A 19,270-nucleotide genomic window follows, 5' to 3' on the forward strand; every position below is an offset into this window, starting at 1 on the left:
ATTTTTATTTTATCTTGCGCGGCCGTATAGTAAAACCCATCCAGCAACAACGGCTCAGAAAAGGATTTCATCATGTCGGCACAAGCGCTCATCTTCGACTTATCCGCATTCGTGAACATGGACACGGACCGCTTGCTGCACGAAGCGGTGGAGCACGGCCTGCCCTGCGCCCTGATCTCCGAACTTCCTTACCGCCAGGCCGAACAGCAATTGCGCCGCCGCTTCGGCGACACCGCCCACCACATCTTTTCCGTCGTCCTGACCGGCGCGGACTTCAAGGAACGCGGGCACAAGTCGCCCTATTCCATCGTGCTGAACCAGCTGGGCGTGCCGCCCGACGAGGCGCTGGCCGTGACCGGCTCTTCGCGCGCCATCGCCGCCGCCCGTACCGCCCGCATCGGCGTGCAGGGCGGCGGTGATACCCTGCACTAAGCGGCCTTCGCAAACAGGCATCGCCCAGCGGCCATCGAACGAGCGTGTTAAAATCCTGCCTTCGGGAAAACCTCGCTTGGATGGCCGTATCGACTTTTGACTAGTATCACCCTCGACTCTCCCCGCTCAGCAAAGACCAGGGCCGCATCAGGACACTGATCGCGCGCCGCAATTCATTACATATCCGGCAAGCTTCGGCCAGGCTTCTTATCGCATCGCAGCCAGGACGACATCGAAACGGACCATGTTTAACTAACTGGTTAGTTATCCGCCGGCCTGGCGAACGGGGCCTGCCGTACAGGCGATACGAATCGACGCGCCCCCTCCTCCGAGGCTGAACGAACAACGCTTGATTGCATGGTTAGTTCTTGGAGAATTCGTAATGACTAAAAGTGAAACCCCTCCGTCGACAGGGCTGAGGGTGTGGTGTGGTTTGTTCGGCCTGGTATTGCTGGCCACCGGCCTGTTCTTCGCCGTCGGCGGCGCCAGGCTCGCCTCGCTGCACGGCAGCTGGTACTTCCTGGTCGCGGGCCTCGTCATCGTCGCGGCCGCCGTCCAGTTCTGGCGGAAGAAGGCGTCCGCGGTGCTGGTGTATGGCGCAGCCTTCGCCGGCACCCTGGTCTGGGCGCCGCTCGACGCCGGCATCGACTTCTGGCCGCTGGTCTCGCGCCTGATGCTGCCGACCGGCCTGATGGTGCTGGCCCTGCTGACCTGGCCCTCGCTGCGCAGGCTCGCCAGCGGACAGGCGGCGGGCAAAGGCGCCTACGGCCTGGCGGCGCTGCTCGCGGCCGGCATGGCGATCGCCTTCGTCAACATGTTCCAGCCGCATCCGACCGTCGCCTTCCAGGGCACGCCCACCCCGCTGGTGCCGGTGGCCCCCGGTCAGGCGCAGAAGAACTGGAGCAACTACGGCAACACGCCGGGCGGCAGCCGCTTCGCCGCGCTGGACCAGATCACCCGCGACAACGTGAAGAACCTGCAGGTGGCCTGGACCTTCCACACCGGCGACACCCCGGTCAGCCCCACCGGCAACGGCGCGGAAGACCAGGAAACGCCGCTGCAGATCGGCGACCGCATCTATTTATGCACGCCGCATAACAACGTCATCGCGGTCGATGCGGACAGCGGCAAGAAGATCTGGGAGCGCGACATCAACGCGCAATCCCAGGTCTGGAACCGCTGCCGCGGCCTGGCCTATTTCGACGTCACCCAGCCGCTGGCCCAGCCGACTCTCGCCGGCGCGACCCCGGTCCCGCCGGCCACGCTGCCGGCCGGCGCCAACTGCCGGCGCCGCCTGCTGATGAATACCATCGACGCCCGCCTGGTCGCCATCGACGCCGACACCGGCGCCATGTGCGAAGGCTTCGGCAAGGGCGGCTTCGTCGACCTGAAGGCGGGCCTCGGCATCGCCGACGATCCGAAATACCAGCTCACCTCCGCGCCGACCCTCGCCGGCACCACCGTGGTGGTGGGCGGCCGCGTGGCGGACAACGTGCAGACCGACATGCCGGGCGGCGTCCTGCGCGGCTTCGACGTCATCACCGGTCAGATGCGCTGGGCCTTCGACCCCGGCCACGACGATCCGAACGCGCAGCTGGCGCCGGGCCAGACTTTCGCCCGCAGCACGCCGAATTCCTGGGCGCCGATGTCCTACGACCCGGCGATGAATACCGTCTTCATCCCGATGGGCAGTTCCTCGGTCGACCTGTGGGGCGGCAACCGCACCCCGCTTGATCACCGCTACGCCACCTCCATCCTCGCGCTGGATGCGGCGACCGGCAAGGAGAAATGGGTCTACCAGACCGTGCACAACGACCTGTGGGACTTCGACGTGCCGATGCAGCCCAGCCTGGTCGACTTCCCGGCCAGGGACGGCTCGACCAGGCCCGCCGTCGTGTTCGGCTCGAAGTCCGGCCAGCTCTTCGTGCTCGACCGCCTGACCGGCAAGCCGCTGACCCGGGTCGAGGAGCGCCCGGTCAAGACCGCCGGCATCCGGCAGGAGCAGTACTCGAACACGCAACCCTTCTCGGTCGGCATGCCGCAGATCGGCGCGGACACCCTGAAGGAATCGGATATGTGGGGCGCGACGCCCTTCGACCAGCTGATGTGCCGCATCAGCTTCAAGTCCATGCGCTATGAAGGCCTGTTCACGGCGCCGGGCACCGACGTCTCGCTCAGCTTCCCCGGCTCGCTGGGCGGCATGAACTGGGGCAGCCTGTCGGTCGACCCGAACCACCACGTCATCTTTGTGAACGACATGCGCCTCGGCCTGTGGGTGCAGATGATCCCGCAAAAGCTTGAAGCGGGCCCCGCCAGCAATGGCGGCGAGGCGGTCAACACCGGCATGGGCGCCGTCCCGCTGAAGGGCACGCCGTATGCGGTCAACAAGAACCGCTTCATGTCCCCGCTCGGCATCCCCTGCCAGAAGCCGCCGTTCGGCACCTTGTCGGCCGTCGACCTGAAGACGCGGAAGATCCTGTGGCAAGTGCCGGTCGGTACCGTGCAGGACACCGGCCCGATGGGCATCAAGATGCGCATGAAGATGCCGGTCGGCATGCCGACCCTCGGCGGCACCCTGGCGACCCAGGGCGGCCTGGTCTTCATCGCCGGCACCCAGGACTACTACCTGCGCGCCTTCGACAGCGCAACCGGCAAGGAAGTCTGGAAGGCGCGCCTGCCGGTGGGCAGCCAGGGCGGACCGATGAGCTATGTGTCGCCGAAGACCGGCAAGCAGTACGTGCTGATCTCGGCCGGCGGCGCACGCCAGTCGCCGGACCGCGGCGATTACGTCATCGCTTATGCGCTGAATCGCTGAATGATCGAGGTAACTAATGAAAAATATTAATGAATCCCGGCGCCAGCCCATCTGGCGCCCGGCCGGCTGCGCCACCCTGATGGCCCTGGTCGCGCTCGCCCCGGTGGCGTCGGCTGCCGACGACTCCACCCTGACCGGCGACTGGGGCGGCGCGCGCACCCGGTATCTCGACGCCGGGGTGAATTTCCGCGGCGATTACGTCTCCGAGACCTTTGCCAACGTGAGCGGCGGCCTGAAGCGCGGTAGCACCTATGCCCAGCAACTGCGCCTGGGCGCAGACTTCGACATGGCGCGCCTCGCCGGCTGGTCCGGCGCCACGCTCCACCTCACCATCAACGACCGGCGCGGTGCGGGCGTGTCCGCCGATTACATCGGCAACCGGTTGCCGGTCCAGGAAGTCTACGGCGGTCCCTATACCCGACTGAGCGAGGCCAGCTATGAGCAGAACCTGCTTGGGGACCGGCTCAACCTGCGCCTCGGGTTTTTTGCGATGGGCAATGACCTCGGCGGCATGGCGATCGGCTGCCAGCTGGTGAATGCGGCCTTCTGCGCCCACCCGCTTTCGCTCTCGGGCAACAGCGGCTGGTACAACTACCCGAATGCGCGCTGGGGCGCGGCCGTCCGCTACAAGCTGGCCCCGGAGCTGCTGTTCCGCACCGGCCTGTTCCAGGACAATCCCCGCCTCGGCGACAGGCGGAACGCCTTCCGGCCATTCGCCGCCGGCACGGCCGGCATGATGCTGCCGCTGGAACTGGAATATGCGCCCGGCAGCGCGCCGCACAGCGAGGCCCTGCCCGGCCATTACAAGCTGGGCGTCTTCTACGATACGGCGGACGTGAAGCGGCAAGGCGAAACAGGTACCGTGAGCGGACGCTATGGCATCTACCTGCTGGCCGACCAGATGATCCTGCGCGAGGGTCCCGGCGGCCGCGGCTTGTCGGTGTTCGGCCAGTTCACGGCGAATCCGCGGGCCTCGGCCCAGATCACGCGCTGGGTTGCGGCCGGCCTGGTCAAGACCGGCACCTTTGCCGGCCGGGATGCGGATACGGTGGCGCTTGGCCTGGTGCATGCGCAGGTCAATCCGCGCCTGCGCGAAGTGGCGGCCCTCTCGAACCTCGAGGACGGTGACGATGCCTCGCTGCCCGCCGGCGAATCCGTGGTCGAACTGAGCTACGGTGTGCAGCCACGGCGCTGGCTGGGCGTGCGGGCCGACGTCCAGTACGTCGTACAACCCGGCGCCTTCAGCTACCGCTCGACCCGGAACGCGCTCGCGATCGGCACCCAGCTGAAGATCACGTTCTGATTGACTAAGCTCGCACGGCGCGCAGGACCGTGTCGATCACGGACGCGCGCCGCGCCGCATGCACCTCGGGCGCGCCGAGGTCGCGGTCGAAGATGAAGCTGAAGGTATGGCGGTTCGACACGTTGTAGAAGGACAGCGCGCTGATCGTCATGTGCAGGTCGACCGGATCGACGTCGGCGCGGAACACGCCGTCGTCGATGCCGCGCCGGCACAAAGCTTCCAGCACCGTGATCGCCGAACGGTTGATCGCACGCAGCTGCGGGATCTTGCGAATGTATTCGCCGTGGTTGATGTTCTCGCTCATCACCATGCGGATGAATTCGGGATGCGCGGCATGGAAATCGAAGCTGGCGCCGACCAGGGCGCCCAAGGCCTCCACCGGTGGCAGGCTCTCGAGATGGAAGTCGCTCTCGATCTGGCGGAAGCGTCGATAGCTCTCTTCCAGCGCGGCGACGTACAGATCCTCCTTGCTACCGAAGTGGTAGTAGATCATGCCCTTGTTGAGCCCACTTTCCGCGGCGATCGCGTCGATGCGGGCGCCGCTCAGGCCGCGCCTGGAAAATTCCTGGAGCGCGACCTCGAGGATCCTGTCGCGGGTGCCTGCTTCCTCTTCCTTGGGGATGGCGGTCTTCGATCGGCTTGCTTTCGTCATCGGGCTATTCTAAACGATCGCGCACCTGGCGAGCGCGGCGACTCAGGGGAAGGCAAACAGGTGGACGAGCAGCGCGTTCGTGTCCGCCACCATGACAGCCCCGGTCTAAGGCTTCAGGTAGGCATAGCCTTCCTGGTACTGCAGGCGCGCCACCTCGGCCACGCCCGAAGGCACGATGGTCGCCTCCGGCATGACGCGCTTGCGGTCGATCTTGCGCGCCTCCAGGGTATTGTTGCACACCCTGAATTTGACGTTGCGGTTCGACAGTTCCTGGACCACGGCATCGTAGGGATTGCCGTTCTTGTCCTTGGCATCCTCGAGCAGGAAGTCGATGCCCGGACCATGCGCCACCACGACGATCTGGGCCTTCGGGCTGGCATTCAGGTGGTTGCGGATATTCCCCATCGCCGCCATCGCCGTCGACGAATCGTTGATGTGATAGACGACCTTCTCTTCGCGTCCGCCGGCGGCGCCGACGGCGGCGGCGAGGACGGCCAGGCACAGCACCGCAGCGATTGCACGGAATAGCTTCATGGGATGCTCCTCAAGGTTGTGGCGACGGTTTCGGCTTCGGTTCGAGGCTTTCCTTCTCCATCAGGAGGAAGGTGCCGTAGGCATTGAGCCGGTTGGCCTGCTCGAATGCAGGATAACCCGCGTAGGCGCTCCAGTCGACCTTTGCGTAGGCTTCGTCGAAGGAGTCCAGGTTGGCCACCGCCTCGCCCATGGTCTTGCGCAGGAATAGCAGGTAGGAGCGGGTCAGGTCGAGATCCTTGCGCGGGTCGCGCGACACCTCGCCATGCCCCGGCACAACGACCGCCGGCGCCAGCGCCAGCATGCGGTCCAGCGCCACCAGCCAGATGCGGCTGTCGGCATCGCCGACGAAGGGCAGCCGGCCGGTGAAGAACAGGTCGCCGGCGAACAGCAGCCTGTCTTCGTCGACGCCGAGCATGATGTCGTCCGGCGCGTGCGCACCGCCGGCATCGATGATCCTGAAGTGGAGGCCACCCATCTCGAAGGCGATATACCTGCCGTCGCCGAAGCTCAGCCAGCGGTCGGCCGGCAGCAGGCGGGTGCGGTCGTCGACCCAGGGCTTGAGCGTTTCCTTGCGCTGCGCCAGCCGCAGGGCCGCCGTATCCGAGGCCAGGTAGGCGCGGCCGTTCCGGTGCGCCCAGATCTCGGCGCCGGCGGCCTTGAAGGCTTGCAGGCCATAGAAATGGTCGGCGTGGTAGTGGCTGACGATCACGCGCCGGATCGGCTGCGAGGTCACGCCGCGGATCGCCTGCACCATCGCTTCGCCCAGGGCCGGGGTGCCGAGCGAGTCGAACACGAGCACGCCGTCGTTGGTGACGACGAAACCGGCATTCGACATGAATCCCTTGTTGTCGCTGCCCGCCACGCCGGGCTGGCCGTGGAAGAACCAGGCGTGGGCGCTGACCTTGATCGGCGTGAGTACCGGCGGTTGCGGCTGCGGCTGCGGCGGCGCGGCCCCGGCGCCCGTGGTCAAGCCAAACAGCACCAGCGGCAGCAGCCACGCCGACATCATCTGAAACAAACGCATTCCCCACTCCTCCCGCGCACCGGCGCGATGTCAAGATAGTCGTTCACCGCTTCTCCGCCAGCGCACGGCGCGCCGCCGCCAAGGTGTCGTCGAGGTAGGCGCCGTACATGCCGGCGACGTCGCCGCCTTCGAGTACCGGCGCCAGTTGCCGCCCGCGTCCATCCAGCACCAGCACGCTGGGCGCCACGCGGATGCCGAAGCGTTTGCCCAGCGCGCTGCCGGAAGCGGCGCCGCCGTCGACACCGCGCAGGGGCGCGGCCGACGACAGGTCGGCTTCGCGCACCAGCGGCCGCTCGCCGGCCGGACCTTCGTGCGCCAAGGGAAGCAGGTAATGGCGGCGCACCACTTCGCAATAGGCGCAGCCCGGCAGCGAGAACAGGATCACCAGCGGCACGCCGCGCTGCAGGGCGGTGCGGCCGTCGCGGGCCAGATCGTCCGCCGCCGGCAGCGTGGCCCGCGCCGGCGCCGCACGCACGGCCCCAAGCAGCACGGTGAGTGCCAGCGCCGTCGCCACCCCGATCCTCGCCGCCATCGCCAGCCCTCGCACGGCGGCTAGGCCATGATGCCGGGATTGCCCTGCACGCCCACCAGGCGCGGCGTATTCAGCTTGCGCGGCGGGATCGTCTTCTTCGACTTGAGCCACTGCGCCACCACGTTCCACACCGGCTCGCCCGACGCGCCCTCGGCCACCGGCGCCCAGCCGGCCACCTTGTAGGTCTTGCCCGCCTCGACCGGCTTGCCGTTCAGGCGCATGTCGCCGATGCGCGAACCCATCGGCGCCGATGGGTCGATCGCATAGCTCATGCCGCCGACCCTCACCATGTCGCCGCCCTGCTGGTAGTAGGGATCCGGATTGAACAGGTTGTCGGCCACGTCCTCGAGCACGGTCTTGATGGTCGCGCCGCTCATCTCGGTCAGGGTGCTGTAGGAATAGGTGGTCGCGGTCTGGTCCATCAGGTGCTCCATCAGGATCGGACTGTCCGGCAGCAAGGTGGTGCCCCAGCGGAAACCCGGCGAGAAGGCCAGGTCGGCGCCCTTCACTTCCATCAGCGCGTCGACGATCAGCTGGTCGAAGGTACCGTTGAAGTTTCCGCGGCGGTACAGGGTGCCTTCGGTCAGCGCCAGCTTCTCGTTCAGCCGGGCTTCGTAGGGCGCGCGGACCTTCTTCACCAGCGCGGCCATGTCGCGGTCGGGCGGCAGGAAGTTCGAGAACACCGGCAGCAGGCGGTACTGGAAGCCGCGCACCTGGCCGTCGCACACGTCGAAGTCGAGCACCCCGAGGAATTTGCCGTTGCTGCCCGCGTTCGTCACCAGGGTCTTGCCGCCGCCATTCGGCACGACCACCGGCACCGGCACGCCGTCGTGCGTGTGCCCGCCCAGGATGGCGTCGATGCCGCGCACCCGCGAAGCCATCTTGATGTCGACGTCCATGCCGTTGTGCGACAGGACCACCACCAGCTTCGCGCCCTTGGCGCGCGCCTCGTCGACCATCTTCTGCATGTTCTCTTCCTGGATGCCGAAGCTCCAGTCGGGCACCATGTAGCGCGGATTGGCGATCGGCGTGTAGGGGAAGGCCTGGCCGATGATCGCCACCGGCACGCCGTTCATTTCCCTGATCACGTAAGGGTCGAACACCGGGTCGCCGAAGTCGTTGGTCTTGACGTTCTGCGCCACGAAGTCGACCTTGCCCTTGAAGTCCTTGCCGACGATTTCCTGCACCCGCTTGTCGCCCAGGGTCATCTCCCAGTGCGCGGTCATGACGTCCACGCCCAGCTGCAGGCAGGCATCGACCATGTCCTGGCCCCTGGTCCAGAGCGCGGTGGCGGAACCCTGCCAGGTATCGCCGCCGTCGAGCAGCAGCGCACCCGGACGTCCGGCCCGCATCTTCTTCACCAGCGTCGCCAGGTGTGCGAAGCCGCCGATCTTGCCGTAATTGCGGGCCGCCGTTTCGAAGTCGAGCGCCGTGAAGGCATGCGCCTGCGGCGAGCGCGCCGGGATGCGGGCTTCCTTCAGCAGCGCTTCGCCGACCAGGTGGGGCATGCGCCCGGCCGCCGGGCCGAGCCCGATGTTCACGCTCGGCTCGCGAAAGTAGACCGGCATCAGCTGGGCATGGCAATCGGTGAAATGCAGGAAGTGCACGTTGCCGAAGCGCGGCAGGTCGTAGATCGCGTCCGGCCGCGGGGCCGCCAGCGCGGACTTCGCGTCGAGCAGCATGCCGCCGGCGGCGGCGATCCCGAGCAGTTGCGCGAATTCGCGTCGATTCATTCCCATCGGTCCTCCTCCCGCCCCGGCCTCATTGGTTCACCGGCGACGCCGGGTCGAGCAGCAGCGCCACCACGTCCTTGATCTGCGCCTCGCTCAGGATGCCGTTGTGGCCGAAACGCGGCATGTTCGAGCAGGCGGTATAGGCCTGGGCGTTGTAGATCTTGCCCCAGGTGTACTTGACGATCTCCTCGCTGTTCCCGCGCAGCTTGCCGTACTGGTAGAGGCTGGGCCCGATGTTACCGAAGGAGATCTCCTGCTTCGTGATCTGGTGGCAGGCGTAGCAATTGCCGCCGTTGATGCCGCCGACCGTGTCCGACGACTGCATGCCGCGGCCGTTCTGGGCGATCTTCTCGCCTTCCTGCCAGCTGCCGAGGTATTTGCCGTCGGCCGGCGGGCGGATGGTCTTCTGCTGCGCCGTCTCGATGCGGGTCGCCACCTCGGCCGGACGCTCCTGCGGATACTGGCTGCACAGCTGCTGGGCCTCGTCGCGCTCCGTCACTCGTTCGAGCGTGGCCGGGCCTTTCGAACGGAAGTCCTGCTTCAGCAGCGCCAGCGCGCTCTGTCCCGCGTCGCTTTCGGCGGCAACGGTGGCGCAGCCCGCCACGGCCACGGCGCCGGCCAGCGCCCCCAGGGTTCTTGCGAAGATGTTCATGCTGCCCTCCTATCGTTTGAGTGCCGGGCCGGCGTACACGCCGCCATTCGCGTTCTTCGCCAGGAACATCGTGATCGCGGTGATCGCATCCGATGCGTACAGGGGTTCCGGGAAGCGCTGCTGGCGGAAGCAGTCGTACAGCCGGTGCTGCATGGTGCGCACTTCGCCCTGCGAGACGCGGTAGGCCGGCCAGGTGGTATAGGCCGCCTGTGCATTGGCTTTATCCAGGATGTTCGGCAGTTCCTGCAGGCGGATGCGCTGGCCGGTGGTCGAATGGCAGGTGGCGCAGGCGAAGTCGTGGGCGCCGCCGCGGTAGAAGAACAGCTGCCTGCCGGCCTCGTAGGCCTGCTTCTCCAGTGGGTGATTGGTCGACACGGCCATGGCGACGCCGCGCGACTCCGAGGTGATGTAGGCGACCAGGGCCTCGATGTCCGACTGCTTGCCGGTCGAGCCGAAAGGCACCCTGGTGGCGTCGGCCAGGCTGAGTCCCTGCAGGGTCATGCGGCAGTACACCAGCCGCTGCTCGAGGTCCATTACCTTGCCCACGTCCTTGAAGTAGCGCGGCAGCTCGGCATAGGCGCCCTTCAGCACGCCCGGCCCCTTGCCGAAGTCGCACTGCTCGAGCGAGACATTCTTCGGTCCCGCCTTCTTCTTCCACAGCTCCTCGCCGCGCATCTCCCACAACTCGGCGGGATTGCCGTCGGCGAGCATCTGCCGGTACTTCGCGATCTCGTCGGTGGCCGACGATTGCGCCAGCGCCAGCGCGCACGCCGCCTGCAGCGGCAGGGCGACGCAAACGAAACGTAAGATCCTCATGCCTCTCTCCTCCTGGTATGGCCTGCGCAGTCTGGCGCCGCGCTCACCTTTTATTAGCCGATGGTGCTTTCGTCGGTGCGGGTGTCGCCGGCGTTGTCGACCCAGGTCACACTGACCTTGTCGCCCTTGGCCGCGCCCTTGACCTTGAAGGACAGGAAGGGATCCTTCGACACCGAGGGGCCGAAGTTCGCGTCCAGCACCACCTTGTCGTTCACCTTGGCCACCAGGGTCTTGATGAAATGCGCGGGAATCGTCTTGCCGCCCGCATCCTTGCGCTGCCCGGTCTCCATGTCGTGCCGCATGAGGACCTTCACCTCGGCCGTGTCGCCATTGAGGCTGGCGCGGATACGCATTGGGTCTGCCATGTTTTCTTCCTTTCTCTGTCTCGTGGTGAGATGTCAGCCGCCGCAGCCGCCGAGGGTGACCTTGATTTCCTTGCTGGCGACCAGCCATTTGCCGTCGGCGCGTACCAGGGCGTGGACGTTGGAAGTCGCGCCCATCTTGACCCGGGTCGTCACCGCCGGTTCGGTACCGGCCGGGATATTGAAGCTGGCCGACATGGCGCTCGGATTCTTCTCGACCAGGATGGCCATGAAATCGGTGTTCGGCGCGCGGCTGGCGATCGACACCGGCACCACGGCGCCGTTCTCGGCAATGTCCGGACCGGTGATCGTCACGTCCTGGCTGACGGTGAACTTGTCGCCGCCGAGCTCCTTGACCGCCGCCTCGAGGCTCTTGGCGTCGAAAACCTTCTGGCTCCATTCCGCCGCAAAGACGTCGGCGGGCTTGAGCAGGCCGGCCGCAAAGGCGGCCCCCAGCACCGAGCTGATGCGCATGATGTTGCGTCGCTGTTGATTCATACGGTTCTCCGTTGGTTGAGAGTCACTTCACCTGCGCCATATAGCCGGCCAGGCGATCCTTGTTCATGACGAAGGACTTCGACAGGGTCTCGGCCTGGCCCTTGGCCTCGGCCAGGTTGAGCGGCTTGCCGACCTGGATCACGCCCGCCATGCCCATGATCTTGTGCGGCTCGCACACGTACAGGTAGACGCCTTCCTGGTCGAGCTTCACCGAGATCTCTTCGTCCGGCTTGCCCTTCCACGGCGTGGCGCCGGCCGGCACCAGCACCGAGGCGCTGTTGTGGGAGGGATCGACCTTCACGAACTTGACGGTATCGCCCTTGGCGACGCGCAGGAAGCCTGGTTCGAACACCATGCTGCCGTCCTTGCCGGTGTTGAGCATCCTGACCTGGTGATCGGCCGCCATGGCACCCGCGCAGGCGAGCGACAAGGCGATGCCGAGAACTGCATGTTTCATATGTACTCCATCTCCAAGTTGAACTGGCTACAGCTTCATTGCGGGGCGAGGATCCACCCCACCAGGACCTTGAGGTCCTCGTCCTTCACGTGGCCCTGGGCCGGCATCGGGATCGGGCCCCAGGCCCCGGTGCTGCCGTTCCTGATCTTCTGCGCCAGGCGCGCGGATGCGCCTGGGTCGTCCTTGTATTTGGCGCGCACCGACAGGAAGCTCGGCCCCACCACCTTGCTGTCGACGCCGTGGCAGGCCAGGCAGGCATTGGCCTGGAATGCCGCCGGCGGCGCCTTCGATGCGGTGCTGGCCATGGCCACGGCCGGCGCCGCGGCGCCCTCGCCCAGCCTTGCCGGCGCCGGCCGCGTGGTGTCGACGCCGCGGGTGGCACCGAAGTCGCGCGTCTGCAGGGCCAGGTTGCCGTGGGCGTTGCGCGATGCTTCCGGCAGGGTCGAACGCGGGGCCGGATCGGCCGGGCAGTTCTTCATGCAGGCCACGCTGTGCACGTCCGGCTTGCCCTTGATGTCCCACATGCCGTGGTTGGTGGTCATGCCGTTCCGGTTCGGCATGCGCTGCTGGGCCTGGGCGATCGTCGTATCGGACAGGACGAAGTCGTCCGGCACGATCTCCCCCATGTTCAGCAGATAGGCGGTGACGGCGTACACCTCGTCGGTCGTGAGCGACTTCGGCGCGTTCCACGGCATGGCACGGTTGATGTAGTCCCACAGCGTGGACACGGTCGCCACTTTCATCAAGGTGGTCTTCTGCGGCTGGCGTCCGTTGACAAGAGCGGCGACCCGGCCGTTCCTGACGTCTTCCGCCGTGGTGCCGCCGACCAGCGGCGTGAACACCTCGTTCGACTCGCCGAAGGTGCCGTGGCAGGATGCGCACTTGCCTTCCCAGACCGCCTGGCCGGCCGACACGCTGCCCGAACCCTTGGGCAGGCCCTTGAAATCGGGGCGGACGTCGATGTCCCAGGCCGCGATCTCCTTCGGCGTGGCGGTGCGTCCGAGGCCGCTCAGCGGTCCGGCGATGGCGGCGGCGGCGGCGCCGGCCACCGCGATGGCGGCGGCGATCTTAATAAACCTGGACATTCGCCACCTCCCCCGAAGCCGCCACCTGCCACGACTGGATGGCATTGTTGTGATAGATGGAGCGGGTGCCGCGCACCGCGCGCAGTTCGTTGATCTTCGGCTGGACATAGCCGGTGTCGTCGATCGCGCGCGACTGCAGGACGGCGGGCGCACCGTTCCACTCCCAGTCGATGTTGAAGCGCGTCAGGGCCTTGCTCAGGACCGGCGTCTCCAGGCGCGCGGTGCGCCAGTTGCGGCCGCCGTCCACCGACACGTCGACGCGCCTGACCTTGCCGCGCCCGGACCAGGCCAGGCCCGTGATGTTGTAGAAGCCCGTGCCGAGCAGGCGCTGGCCGGCGGACGGCGTCGTGATCACCGACTTGCACTCCTGGATCGAGGTGTACTGGCGATAGCTCCCGTCCGGCATCGCGTCCATGTAGTGGATCGCTTCGTCCTTGGTGGCATAGGGCTTGTCGCCGACCTCGATGCGGCGCAGCCACTTGACCCAGGAGACGCCCTGGATGCCCGGCACCACCAGGCGCAGCGGATAGCCGTTCTCCGGCCGCAGCATCTCGCCGTTCATGCCCCAGGCGACGATCACGTCGTCGAGCGCGCGGTCGAGCGGGATGGTGCGCGTCATCGAGGAGCCGTCCGCGCCTTCGGCCAGCACGACGCGGGCGGTCTTCTTGTCGTAGCCGCAGTCCTCCAGCAGGACCGACAGCGGCACGCCGGTGAACTCGCTGCAGCTCAGCATGCCGTGCGAGTACTGCACCGACGGCACCGCCACATTGCCCCACTCCATGGCCGTGTTCGCGCCGCATTCGATGAAGTGGATGCGCGAGACCGACGGCATGCGCATCAGGTCGTCCATCGTGTAGACCTTGGGATTGCGCACCAGGCCATTGATCATCAGGCGGTGCCCGCTCGGATCGATGTCGTGCCAGCCCTGGTGATGGCGCTCGAAGTGCAGGCCGGACGGCGTGATGATGCCGAACAGGCCCTGCAGCGGGGTGAACGCGACCGAGGCCGCCGAGACGCGGGTCAGGCCGGGGGATTCGCGGCGCTGCAGCTTGGCTTCGTACTTCGACGGCAGACCATAGGGCATGGCCGCGACCGGCCGGCCGAGGGTGCGCGAATGTTCCGGCAGGGTCAGGATGTGCGGATCGCCATCGCCTGCTGCGGCAGGACCTTCCTGGCCGAGCGCGCTGCCGGCGGCCATCGCGGCGCTGGCGGCAAGGAAGCTGCGGCGCAGGAAGCCGCGCCGCCGCTCGTCCAGTCCCTGGGTATTGATCTCGTCGACCAGCTCCCGATCAAGGAAGTTCTCGGGCGCCTTCACGACACGGCCAAATCTGCGTACAGGTTTATCCATCCTCTGTTCCGTTCCGGTTGATGATGCATTACCAACTGCGCATATAGTCATATGCGCATATCGCTAAATGCGCATATGCGCATTAAATCAATAGCTTGCCTGGCGCCTGTGCGCCCTGCTTCACGCGTCCGTGGACATGAAGTGTTCGATTGCGGCCTGGTCGATGCGCCGGCTCTTCTTCACTTTCTCGGCCATGTGGGTGCAGACCGTCCGGCAGAGTTCGATCGTATTCTGGTCTTCGATGCGGTAATACACTTGCGCCCCCTCCTTGCGCCTGCCGAGGATGCGGGCGCGGTAGAGCATGTTCAGCTGGCGCGAGATATTTGCCTGGGTGGCGCCGAGTTCACTGACGATGGTGCCGACCGGACGCTCGCCATTGCACAGCGCGTGCAGGATCTTCAGGCGGGTCGGCTCGGACAGCAGGAAAAAGTAGTTCGACACCTGCTCGAATACTTCGGCCATTTCCGTGTTGTCGAGATCGGGGTCCATGTGTTCGTATTCATCTATGCGTGTATGCGCATATAACCATCACATTGGCACTATCGCAAGAACTTTCGATATTGCATCGCCGCATGTGGGGATCAGAATTCGCCCGCGGCGCCACGGTCGAGCATCTTGAGCATGGTCTTGCGCACCCGCAGCACGGACTGCTGCAGATCCGGCGGCATTCGACGGCCAAGGCGCAGCAGCACATCCATATTCATCGCGTAGATCCACAGGCCGTCGTCCTGTTCGACCACGGCAATCCGGCAAGGCAGGAAGGCCGACATGGCGGGACTGAAATCGACGATCGCGCGTGCAGTTTCGGGATCACAGTAGGAGTAGATCTTGAGGAACTTCTGCTGGTGGCCGGAGCGGGCCGCCAGTTCCTTCGACAGGAACAACTCCCCTACCGGCCGCAGATTGTCTTCGGCGGCCACGCTGGCGAAGGCTTCCTCGACTTCCTTGGGCGATATGCCTGCCGCGACCTTGCGGGACCAGGTGCTTGCCACGGCGATGTCGCCGTTCGCGTCCGCCCAGCGGCCTGCGATTCCTGCCGCTTCGGCTGTGGTGCCGGGCTGGGCCTTGGCGAGGACTTGAACGGTCTTGCATCCTGTGACGCTCGATATGAGGCAAAGGGCGAACAGGAGGCGGAATGCGAAGGCTGGCATGTGGCTTTACGCAGGCAGAAGTTGCCTAGAGGATAAACGCCGGGGATGGGGGATGCAAGCTTTGCGGCTTGCCGTGCAAAAACAAAAAGGCCAGCAAATCTGCTGGCCTTTTCGATGAATCCTGGTGGGAAGTGCAAGTTTCGAACTTGCGACCCCTGCAGTGTGAATGCAGTGCTCTACCCCTGAGCTAACCTCCCTGCTTGTTACTCTCTATCTACTGCTTTTGCTGCGAATGCATCGCTGCAATGACGAGCATTATAGGGGGAGTTTTGCGTTTTGTCACCCCTGCGGAGAATATTTTCTCCAAACACATTCTCCCTTCACGCCTTTATCGAGTGCAGCCAGCACGTTCTCGTGCTCGGCAAGCTCGTCTTCGGCAGCCGCCACCACGATGATGTCGCCCAGCGGGACCGCCTCCAGCAGCGCGCCGCCGCCGGTCTCCTCGACCTCGACATCCATCGACAGCATGTTCTGCCCGCGCGTCATCGCCAGGTAGACGTCGGCCAGCAGCTCCGAGTCCAGCAGTGCGCCGTGCAGCTTGCGGTGGGCGTTCGAAATGCCGTAGCGGTCGCACAGCGCGTCCAGCGAGTTGCGCTTGCCCGGGTGCAGTTCCTTCGCTTGCACCAGGGTGTCGATCACGCTGGCGCAATGGTTGACGAAGGGCGGCAGGCCGATGCGCTCGAATTCGTGGTTCAGGAAGCCGAGGTCGAAGGGCGCGTTGTGGATGATGATTTCCGCACCCTTGACGAACTCGCGCAACTCCTCGGCGATTTCGTGGAACTTCGGCTTGTCGCTCAGGAATTCGGTGGTCAGCCCGTGCACCGCCAGCGCCGCCTCGTCGGAGTCGCGCTCGGGGTTGACGTAGTAGTGCAGGTTCCTGCCGGTGAGTTTGCGGTTGAAGATTTCGACGCAGCCGACTTCGACGATGCGGTCGCCGGTGCGTGGATTCAGGCCGGTGGTTTCGGTATCGAGAACGATCTGGCGCATGCGCTTATTGAGAGAATTCGTTGAAAATCAAAGGCTTATTTTAGCATTTCCGGAACAGCGCTTCAGCGCCGCACCGAGGCCGCGCCCATGTTCGCCAGGACGTCGGCACGCTCGTTGCCGGGGTGGCCGTTGTGGCCGCGCACCCAGCGCCATTCGACCGCGTGCTGCTGCTGGGCGGCGTCGAGGGCCTTCCACAGGTCTTCGTTCTTGACCGGTTCCTTGGTCGAGGTCTTCCAGCCGCGCGCCTTCCAGCCGTGGATCCATTCCGAGATTCCCTTCTGGACGTACTGGCTGTCGGTGTGCAGCACCACGTGGCAGGGGCGGTTGAGCACGCCCAGCGCCTCGATCACGGCGCGCAGTTCCATGCGGTTGTTGGTGGTGTTCGGCTCGCCGCCGAAGATCTCCTTTTCGTGGTCGCCGGCCACGAGCAGCGCGCCCCAGCCGCCAGTGCCCGGATTTCCCTTGCAGGCCCCGTCGGTAAAAATCTCTACTTTGGTCGTCATGCTGCGTTCTTTTCCTCTTGCCTTAGTTCTGGTTGTTGCGTTCGTTGCGGTTGGTCGCCGGCACCGCCTTCGGCGCCTTGCCCGGCTTCTTGTTCCAGGCCGGCCCGATGATGTTCATGCCCTTGACCCGCTTGATCGCGTGCACGATGTAGACGGCCCCGAGATATGGCCACCAGCGCCGCCCTGCCCCCTCGACGAAGGCGAAGCGGTTCAGCCATTGGGAAGTGCGGAATGGCGGCGCGTAACAGCCGAAATGGCTGCGGGTGGCGCCGAGATTCAACAATTTTAACCAGTCTTTCAGCCGGGGCATAGAGATGAACTCGCCCGCGGTCGGCAGGTAGGTGCTGCTGGTGATGCGGCCCATGCCCTGGCGCACGCCCCACATGCTGGCCGGATTGAAGCCGCAAATGATCAACTGCCCTTCCGGAATCAAGACCCGCTCGACCTCGCGCAACACCTGGTGCGGTTCTGCAGCGAACTCGAGCACGTGCGGCAGCACCACCAGGTCCAGGCTCTGCGACGCGAACGGCAGGTCGGCAAAGTCGAGGGCGACGGCGACCTGCTTGCCGCTGGCGGCGATCGCCAGTTCGTCGGCGTTCGAGGTGCGGGTTGCGGCCTGCCACTTGTTCGGCATGCGGTTGGCGGCCAGCGCATCGATCTGCGGCACGCCGATCTGGACGGCGTTGAAGCCGAAGATGTCGGCCGTCAGCTCGTCCAGGCAGGCCTGCTCCCAGGCGCGCACGTAGGCGCCGGCCGGCGATTGCAGCCAGCGGTCGAGCGCTATAATGGATTTTTCGGATGCAGCGCTATCCATGCCATCCTTTCCTGAATCGGATCTCTACACGCATTTTCATCGCTTATGACGAATTCGCCGAGCACTCTGGCAGTCCTGACCGTACCCGCCTTCAAGGACAATTATCTCTGGCTGATCCATGACGGTGTCCACGCCGCGGCGGTGGATCCGGGCGACGGCCAGCCCATCCTCGATGCCTTGCGCGCGAACGGCCTGACCCTCACCGCCATTCTACTCACCCATCACCATGCTGACCATATCGGTGGCGTGCCTCAATTGCTTAAAGAATATGACGTACCGGTCTACGGCCCGCGCAACGACGGCATCGCCGCGGTGACCCATCCCCTGGGCGAAGGCGACCGCTTCCAGGTGCCGGGCCTGGCGCTGGCGTTGTCGGTGCTCGAGGTACCGGGCCATACGCTGGGCCACATCGCCTACGTCAGGAATGATGCAGGCCACGCCGCGGGCGAACACTGGCTGTTCTGCGGCGACACCCTGTTCGGCGCCGGCTGCGGCCGCCTGTTCGAAGGCAGCCCCGAGCAGATGGCCGCGTCGCTGGCCAAGCTCGCCGCCCTGCCCGACGATACCCTCGTCTATTGCGCCCACGAATACACCTTGTCCAACCTGCGCTTTGCCGAGGCCGTCGAGCCGGGCAATCGCGCCCTCAGGATGCGGATCGAGGCCGACAGCAAGGCACGCGGCACGAATCTGCCGACCGTGCCCTCGACCATCGCCGCTGAAAAAGCCACCAATCCCTTCCTGCGCGCCGGCGAGCCCGGCATCGTCGACAGCCTGGTCGCCGCCGGCCGCCTGCAGCCGGGCGCTTCGCCGGTAGCCGCCTTCGCCGCCCTGCGCGAGTGGAAGAACGTGTTCTGATGAGCGCCGCGCCGGCGCTGGCCGACTTTTACTTCGACCCGATCAGCCCCTATGCCTGGCTGGCGGCACGTTCGCTGGATCGCCTCGAGGATGCCGGCGGTCAGGTCCGCTTCGTGCCGGTGCTGTTCGCCGGCCTGCTGAAGGCCCACGGCAACCTGGGTCCGGCCGAAGTGCCGGCCAAACGTCTCTACCTGTTCCGCGACGTGATGCGCGAAGCGGCCCGCCGCGGCCTGCCCTTCGCCGGGCCGCCCGGCCATCCCTTCAATCCGCTGACGGCGCTGCGCATGTGCACGGCGCTCGGCGACGACTTCGAGCGGCGCAGGCTGGCGCTGGCCTTGATGGCGGCCTGCTGGGAAGGTGGGGACGATGTGTCGGATGCGGCCGTGTTGGCGCGCCTGGCCGATGAGGCCGGTTTCGATGGCCATGCCTTGCTGGAGCGGGCCGCGACGCCGCAGGCCAAGCAGGCGCTGGCAGCGGCGACCGATGCCGCGATTGCCGATGGTATCTTCGGGGTGCCGACTTTCCGGCTCGATGGCGAGCTGTTCTGGGGCGGGGATCGCATCGAAGCGCTGCTGTGGCGGCTCGAAGCCGGTGCGGTCGATGAGCAGCAGCTGGCCGCGTTCCTGGCGCGCGAACCATTGGCACAACGTCGGGTGGGCACTCCCGCACGCACGCCCACCCTAGCGTCGCGCACCTAGGGTGGGCACACCGTGCCCA

At 65.9% G+C, this 19,270-nt stretch carries 22 protein-coding genes and 1 tRNA gene; 5 read left to right on the forward strand and 18 right to left on the reverse strand.

Annotation, left to right across the window (positions count from 1 at the left end; genetic code table 11):
* Positions 1-72 precede the first annotated feature (72 nt).
* The 3 genes from AC1DOQ_RS05995 (at position 73) to AC1DOQ_RS06005 (ending at position 4,550) form a co-directional block, all read left to right on the forward strand.
* The gene (locus tag AC1DOQ_RS05995) at positions 73-432 is read left to right on the forward strand and encodes an HAD hydrolase-like protein (protein ID WP_477361199.1); all 360 of its coding nucleotides are present in this window, start codon (positions 73-75) and stop codon (positions 430-432) included.
* A gap of 382 nt (positions 433-814) precedes the next feature.
* Positions 815-3,247, forward strand: coding sequence for a glucose/quinate/shikimate family membrane-bound PQQ-dependent dehydrogenase (locus AC1DOQ_RS06000; protein ID WP_477361201.1), 2,433 nt, complete (start codon positions 815-817; stop codon positions 3,245-3,247).
* A gap of 16 nt (positions 3,248-3,263) precedes the next feature.
* Positions 3,264-4,550 (forward strand): carbohydrate porin, encoded by a 1,287-nt coding sequence (locus AC1DOQ_RS06005; protein ID WP_477361203.1) that lies wholly within the window; start codon positions 3,264-3,266, stop codon positions 4,548-4,550.
* 4 nt (positions 4,551-4,554) lie between these two features.
* On the opposite strand, the gene AC1DOQ_RS06010 is transcribed toward AC1DOQ_RS06005, so the two are convergent.
* From AC1DOQ_RS06010 to AC1DOQ_RS06095, 18 genes are all read right to left on the reverse strand, one after another.
* On the reverse strand, positions 4,555-5,202 hold the full coding sequence (locus tag AC1DOQ_RS06010) for a TetR family transcriptional regulator (RefSeq protein WP_477361205.1): 648 nt from the start codon (positions 5,200-5,202) through the stop codon (positions 4,555-4,557).
* Between the two features lie 105 nt (positions 5,203-5,307).
* On the reverse strand, positions 5,308-5,736 hold the full coding sequence (locus AC1DOQ_RS06015; RefSeq protein ID WP_477361207.1) for a DsrE family protein: 429 nt from the start codon (positions 5,734-5,736) through the stop codon (positions 5,308-5,310).
* A 10-nt stretch (positions 5,737-5,746) separates the two neighbouring features.
* The gene (locus AC1DOQ_RS06020; protein WP_477361209.1) at positions 5,747-6,760 is read right to left on the reverse strand and encodes an MBL fold metallo-hydrolase; all 1,014 of its coding nucleotides are present in this window, start codon (positions 6,758-6,760) and stop codon (positions 5,747-5,749) included.
* A 43-nt stretch (positions 6,761-6,803) separates the two neighbouring features.
* On the reverse strand, positions 6,804-7,292 hold the full coding sequence (locus tag AC1DOQ_RS06025; RefSeq protein ID WP_477361211.1) for a thioredoxin family protein: 489 nt from the start codon (positions 7,290-7,292) through the stop codon (positions 6,804-6,806).
* 20 nt (positions 7,293-7,312) lie between these two features.
* Positions 7,313-9,025, reverse strand: coding sequence for a thiosulfohydrolase SoxB (gene soxB / locus AC1DOQ_RS06030; protein ID WP_477361522.1), 1,713 nt, complete (start codon positions 9,023-9,025; stop codon positions 7,313-7,315).
* A 28-nt stretch (positions 9,026-9,053) separates the two neighbouring features.
* Entirely contained in the window at positions 9,054-9,677 is a 624-nt protein-coding gene (soxX, locus tag AC1DOQ_RS06035) for a sulfur oxidation c-type cytochrome SoxX (RefSeq protein WP_477361213.1), read from the reverse strand.
* A gap of 9 nt (positions 9,678-9,686) precedes the next feature.
* On the reverse strand, positions 9,687-10,493 hold the full coding sequence (gene soxA / locus AC1DOQ_RS06040; RefSeq protein ID WP_477361215.1) for a sulfur oxidation c-type cytochrome SoxA: 807 nt from the start codon (positions 10,491-10,493) through the stop codon (positions 9,687-9,689).
* Between the two features lie 53 nt (positions 10,494-10,546).
* Positions 10,547-10,858 (reverse strand): thiosulfate oxidation carrier complex protein SoxZ, encoded by a 312-nt coding sequence (soxZ, locus tag AC1DOQ_RS06045; protein WP_477361217.1) that lies wholly within the window; start codon positions 10,856-10,858, stop codon positions 10,547-10,549.
* Between the two features lie 33 nt (positions 10,859-10,891).
* Positions 10,892-11,353 carry a thiosulfate oxidation carrier protein SoxY gene (soxY, locus tag AC1DOQ_RS06050; protein ID WP_477361219.1) on the reverse strand — a complete coding sequence of 154 codons (462 nt, stop codon included), beginning with the start codon at positions 11,351-11,353 and terminating at the stop codon, positions 10,892-10,894.
* Positions 11,354-11,375: 22 nt separating this feature from the next.
* On the reverse strand, positions 11,376-11,810 hold the full coding sequence (locus AC1DOQ_RS06055; protein WP_477361221.1) for a pseudoazurin: 435 nt from the start codon (positions 11,808-11,810) through the stop codon (positions 11,376-11,378).
* Between the two features lie 35 nt (positions 11,811-11,845).
* On the reverse strand, positions 11,846-12,895 hold the full coding sequence (locus AC1DOQ_RS06060) for a c-type cytochrome (protein ID WP_477361223.1): 1,050 nt from the start codon (positions 12,893-12,895) through the stop codon (positions 11,846-11,848).
* Positions 12,879-14,243, reverse strand: coding sequence for a sulfite dehydrogenase (gene soxC, locus AC1DOQ_RS06065; RefSeq protein WP_477361225.1), 1,365 nt, complete (start codon positions 14,241-14,243; stop codon positions 12,879-12,881). Before soxC ends, AC1DOQ_RS06060 begins: the two co-directional genes overlap by 17 nt.
* Before the next feature lie 120 nt (positions 14,244-14,363).
* Positions 14,364-14,732 (reverse strand): ArsR/SmtB family transcription factor, encoded by a 369-nt coding sequence (locus tag AC1DOQ_RS06070; RefSeq protein WP_442122077.1) that lies wholly within the window; start codon positions 14,730-14,732, stop codon positions 14,364-14,366.
* Positions 14,733-14,824: 92 nt separating this feature from the next.
* A complete protein-coding gene (locus AC1DOQ_RS06075) occupies positions 14,825-15,394 on the reverse strand; it encodes a DUF302 domain-containing protein (protein WP_477361227.1) in 570 nt (189 codons plus the stop codon).
* Between the two features lie 122 nt (positions 15,395-15,516).
* Positions 15,517-15,591, reverse strand: a tRNA-Val gene (locus AC1DOQ_RS06080).
* A gap of 82 nt (positions 15,592-15,673) precedes the next feature.
* The gene (dnaQ, locus tag AC1DOQ_RS06085) at positions 15,674-16,381 is read right to left on the reverse strand and encodes a DNA polymerase III subunit epsilon (protein WP_477361229.1); all 708 of its coding nucleotides are present in this window, start codon (positions 16,379-16,381) and stop codon (positions 15,674-15,676) included.
* Between the two features lie 62 nt (positions 16,382-16,443).
* The gene (rnhA, locus tag AC1DOQ_RS06090) at positions 16,444-16,884 is read right to left on the reverse strand and encodes a ribonuclease HI (protein ID WP_477361231.1); all 441 of its coding nucleotides are present in this window, start codon (positions 16,882-16,884) and stop codon (positions 16,444-16,446) included.
* 22 nt (positions 16,885-16,906) lie between these two features.
* Positions 16,907-17,698: a class I SAM-dependent methyltransferase gene (locus AC1DOQ_RS06095; RefSeq protein ID WP_477361233.1), complete on the reverse strand. Its 792-nt coding sequence runs from the start codon at positions 17,696-17,698 to the stop codon at positions 16,907-16,909.
* 45 nt (positions 17,699-17,743) lie between these two features.
* On the opposite strand from AC1DOQ_RS06095, the gene gloB reads away from it, so the two are divergent.
* Positions 17,744-18,553, forward strand: coding sequence for a hydroxyacylglutathione hydrolase (gene gloB / locus AC1DOQ_RS06100; RefSeq protein ID WP_477361235.1), 810 nt, complete (start codon positions 17,744-17,746; stop codon positions 18,551-18,553).
* Positions 18,535-19,251, forward strand: a complete 717-nt coding sequence (locus AC1DOQ_RS06105) for a DsbA family protein (protein WP_477361237.1) — start codon at positions 18,535-18,537, stop codon at positions 19,249-19,251. Before gloB ends, AC1DOQ_RS06105 begins: the two co-directional genes overlap by 19 nt.
* The last annotated feature ends 19 nt before the right edge of the window (positions 19,252-19,270 follow it).

It is taken from the genome of Massilia sp. 01N417 (genome assembly GCF_056399645.1).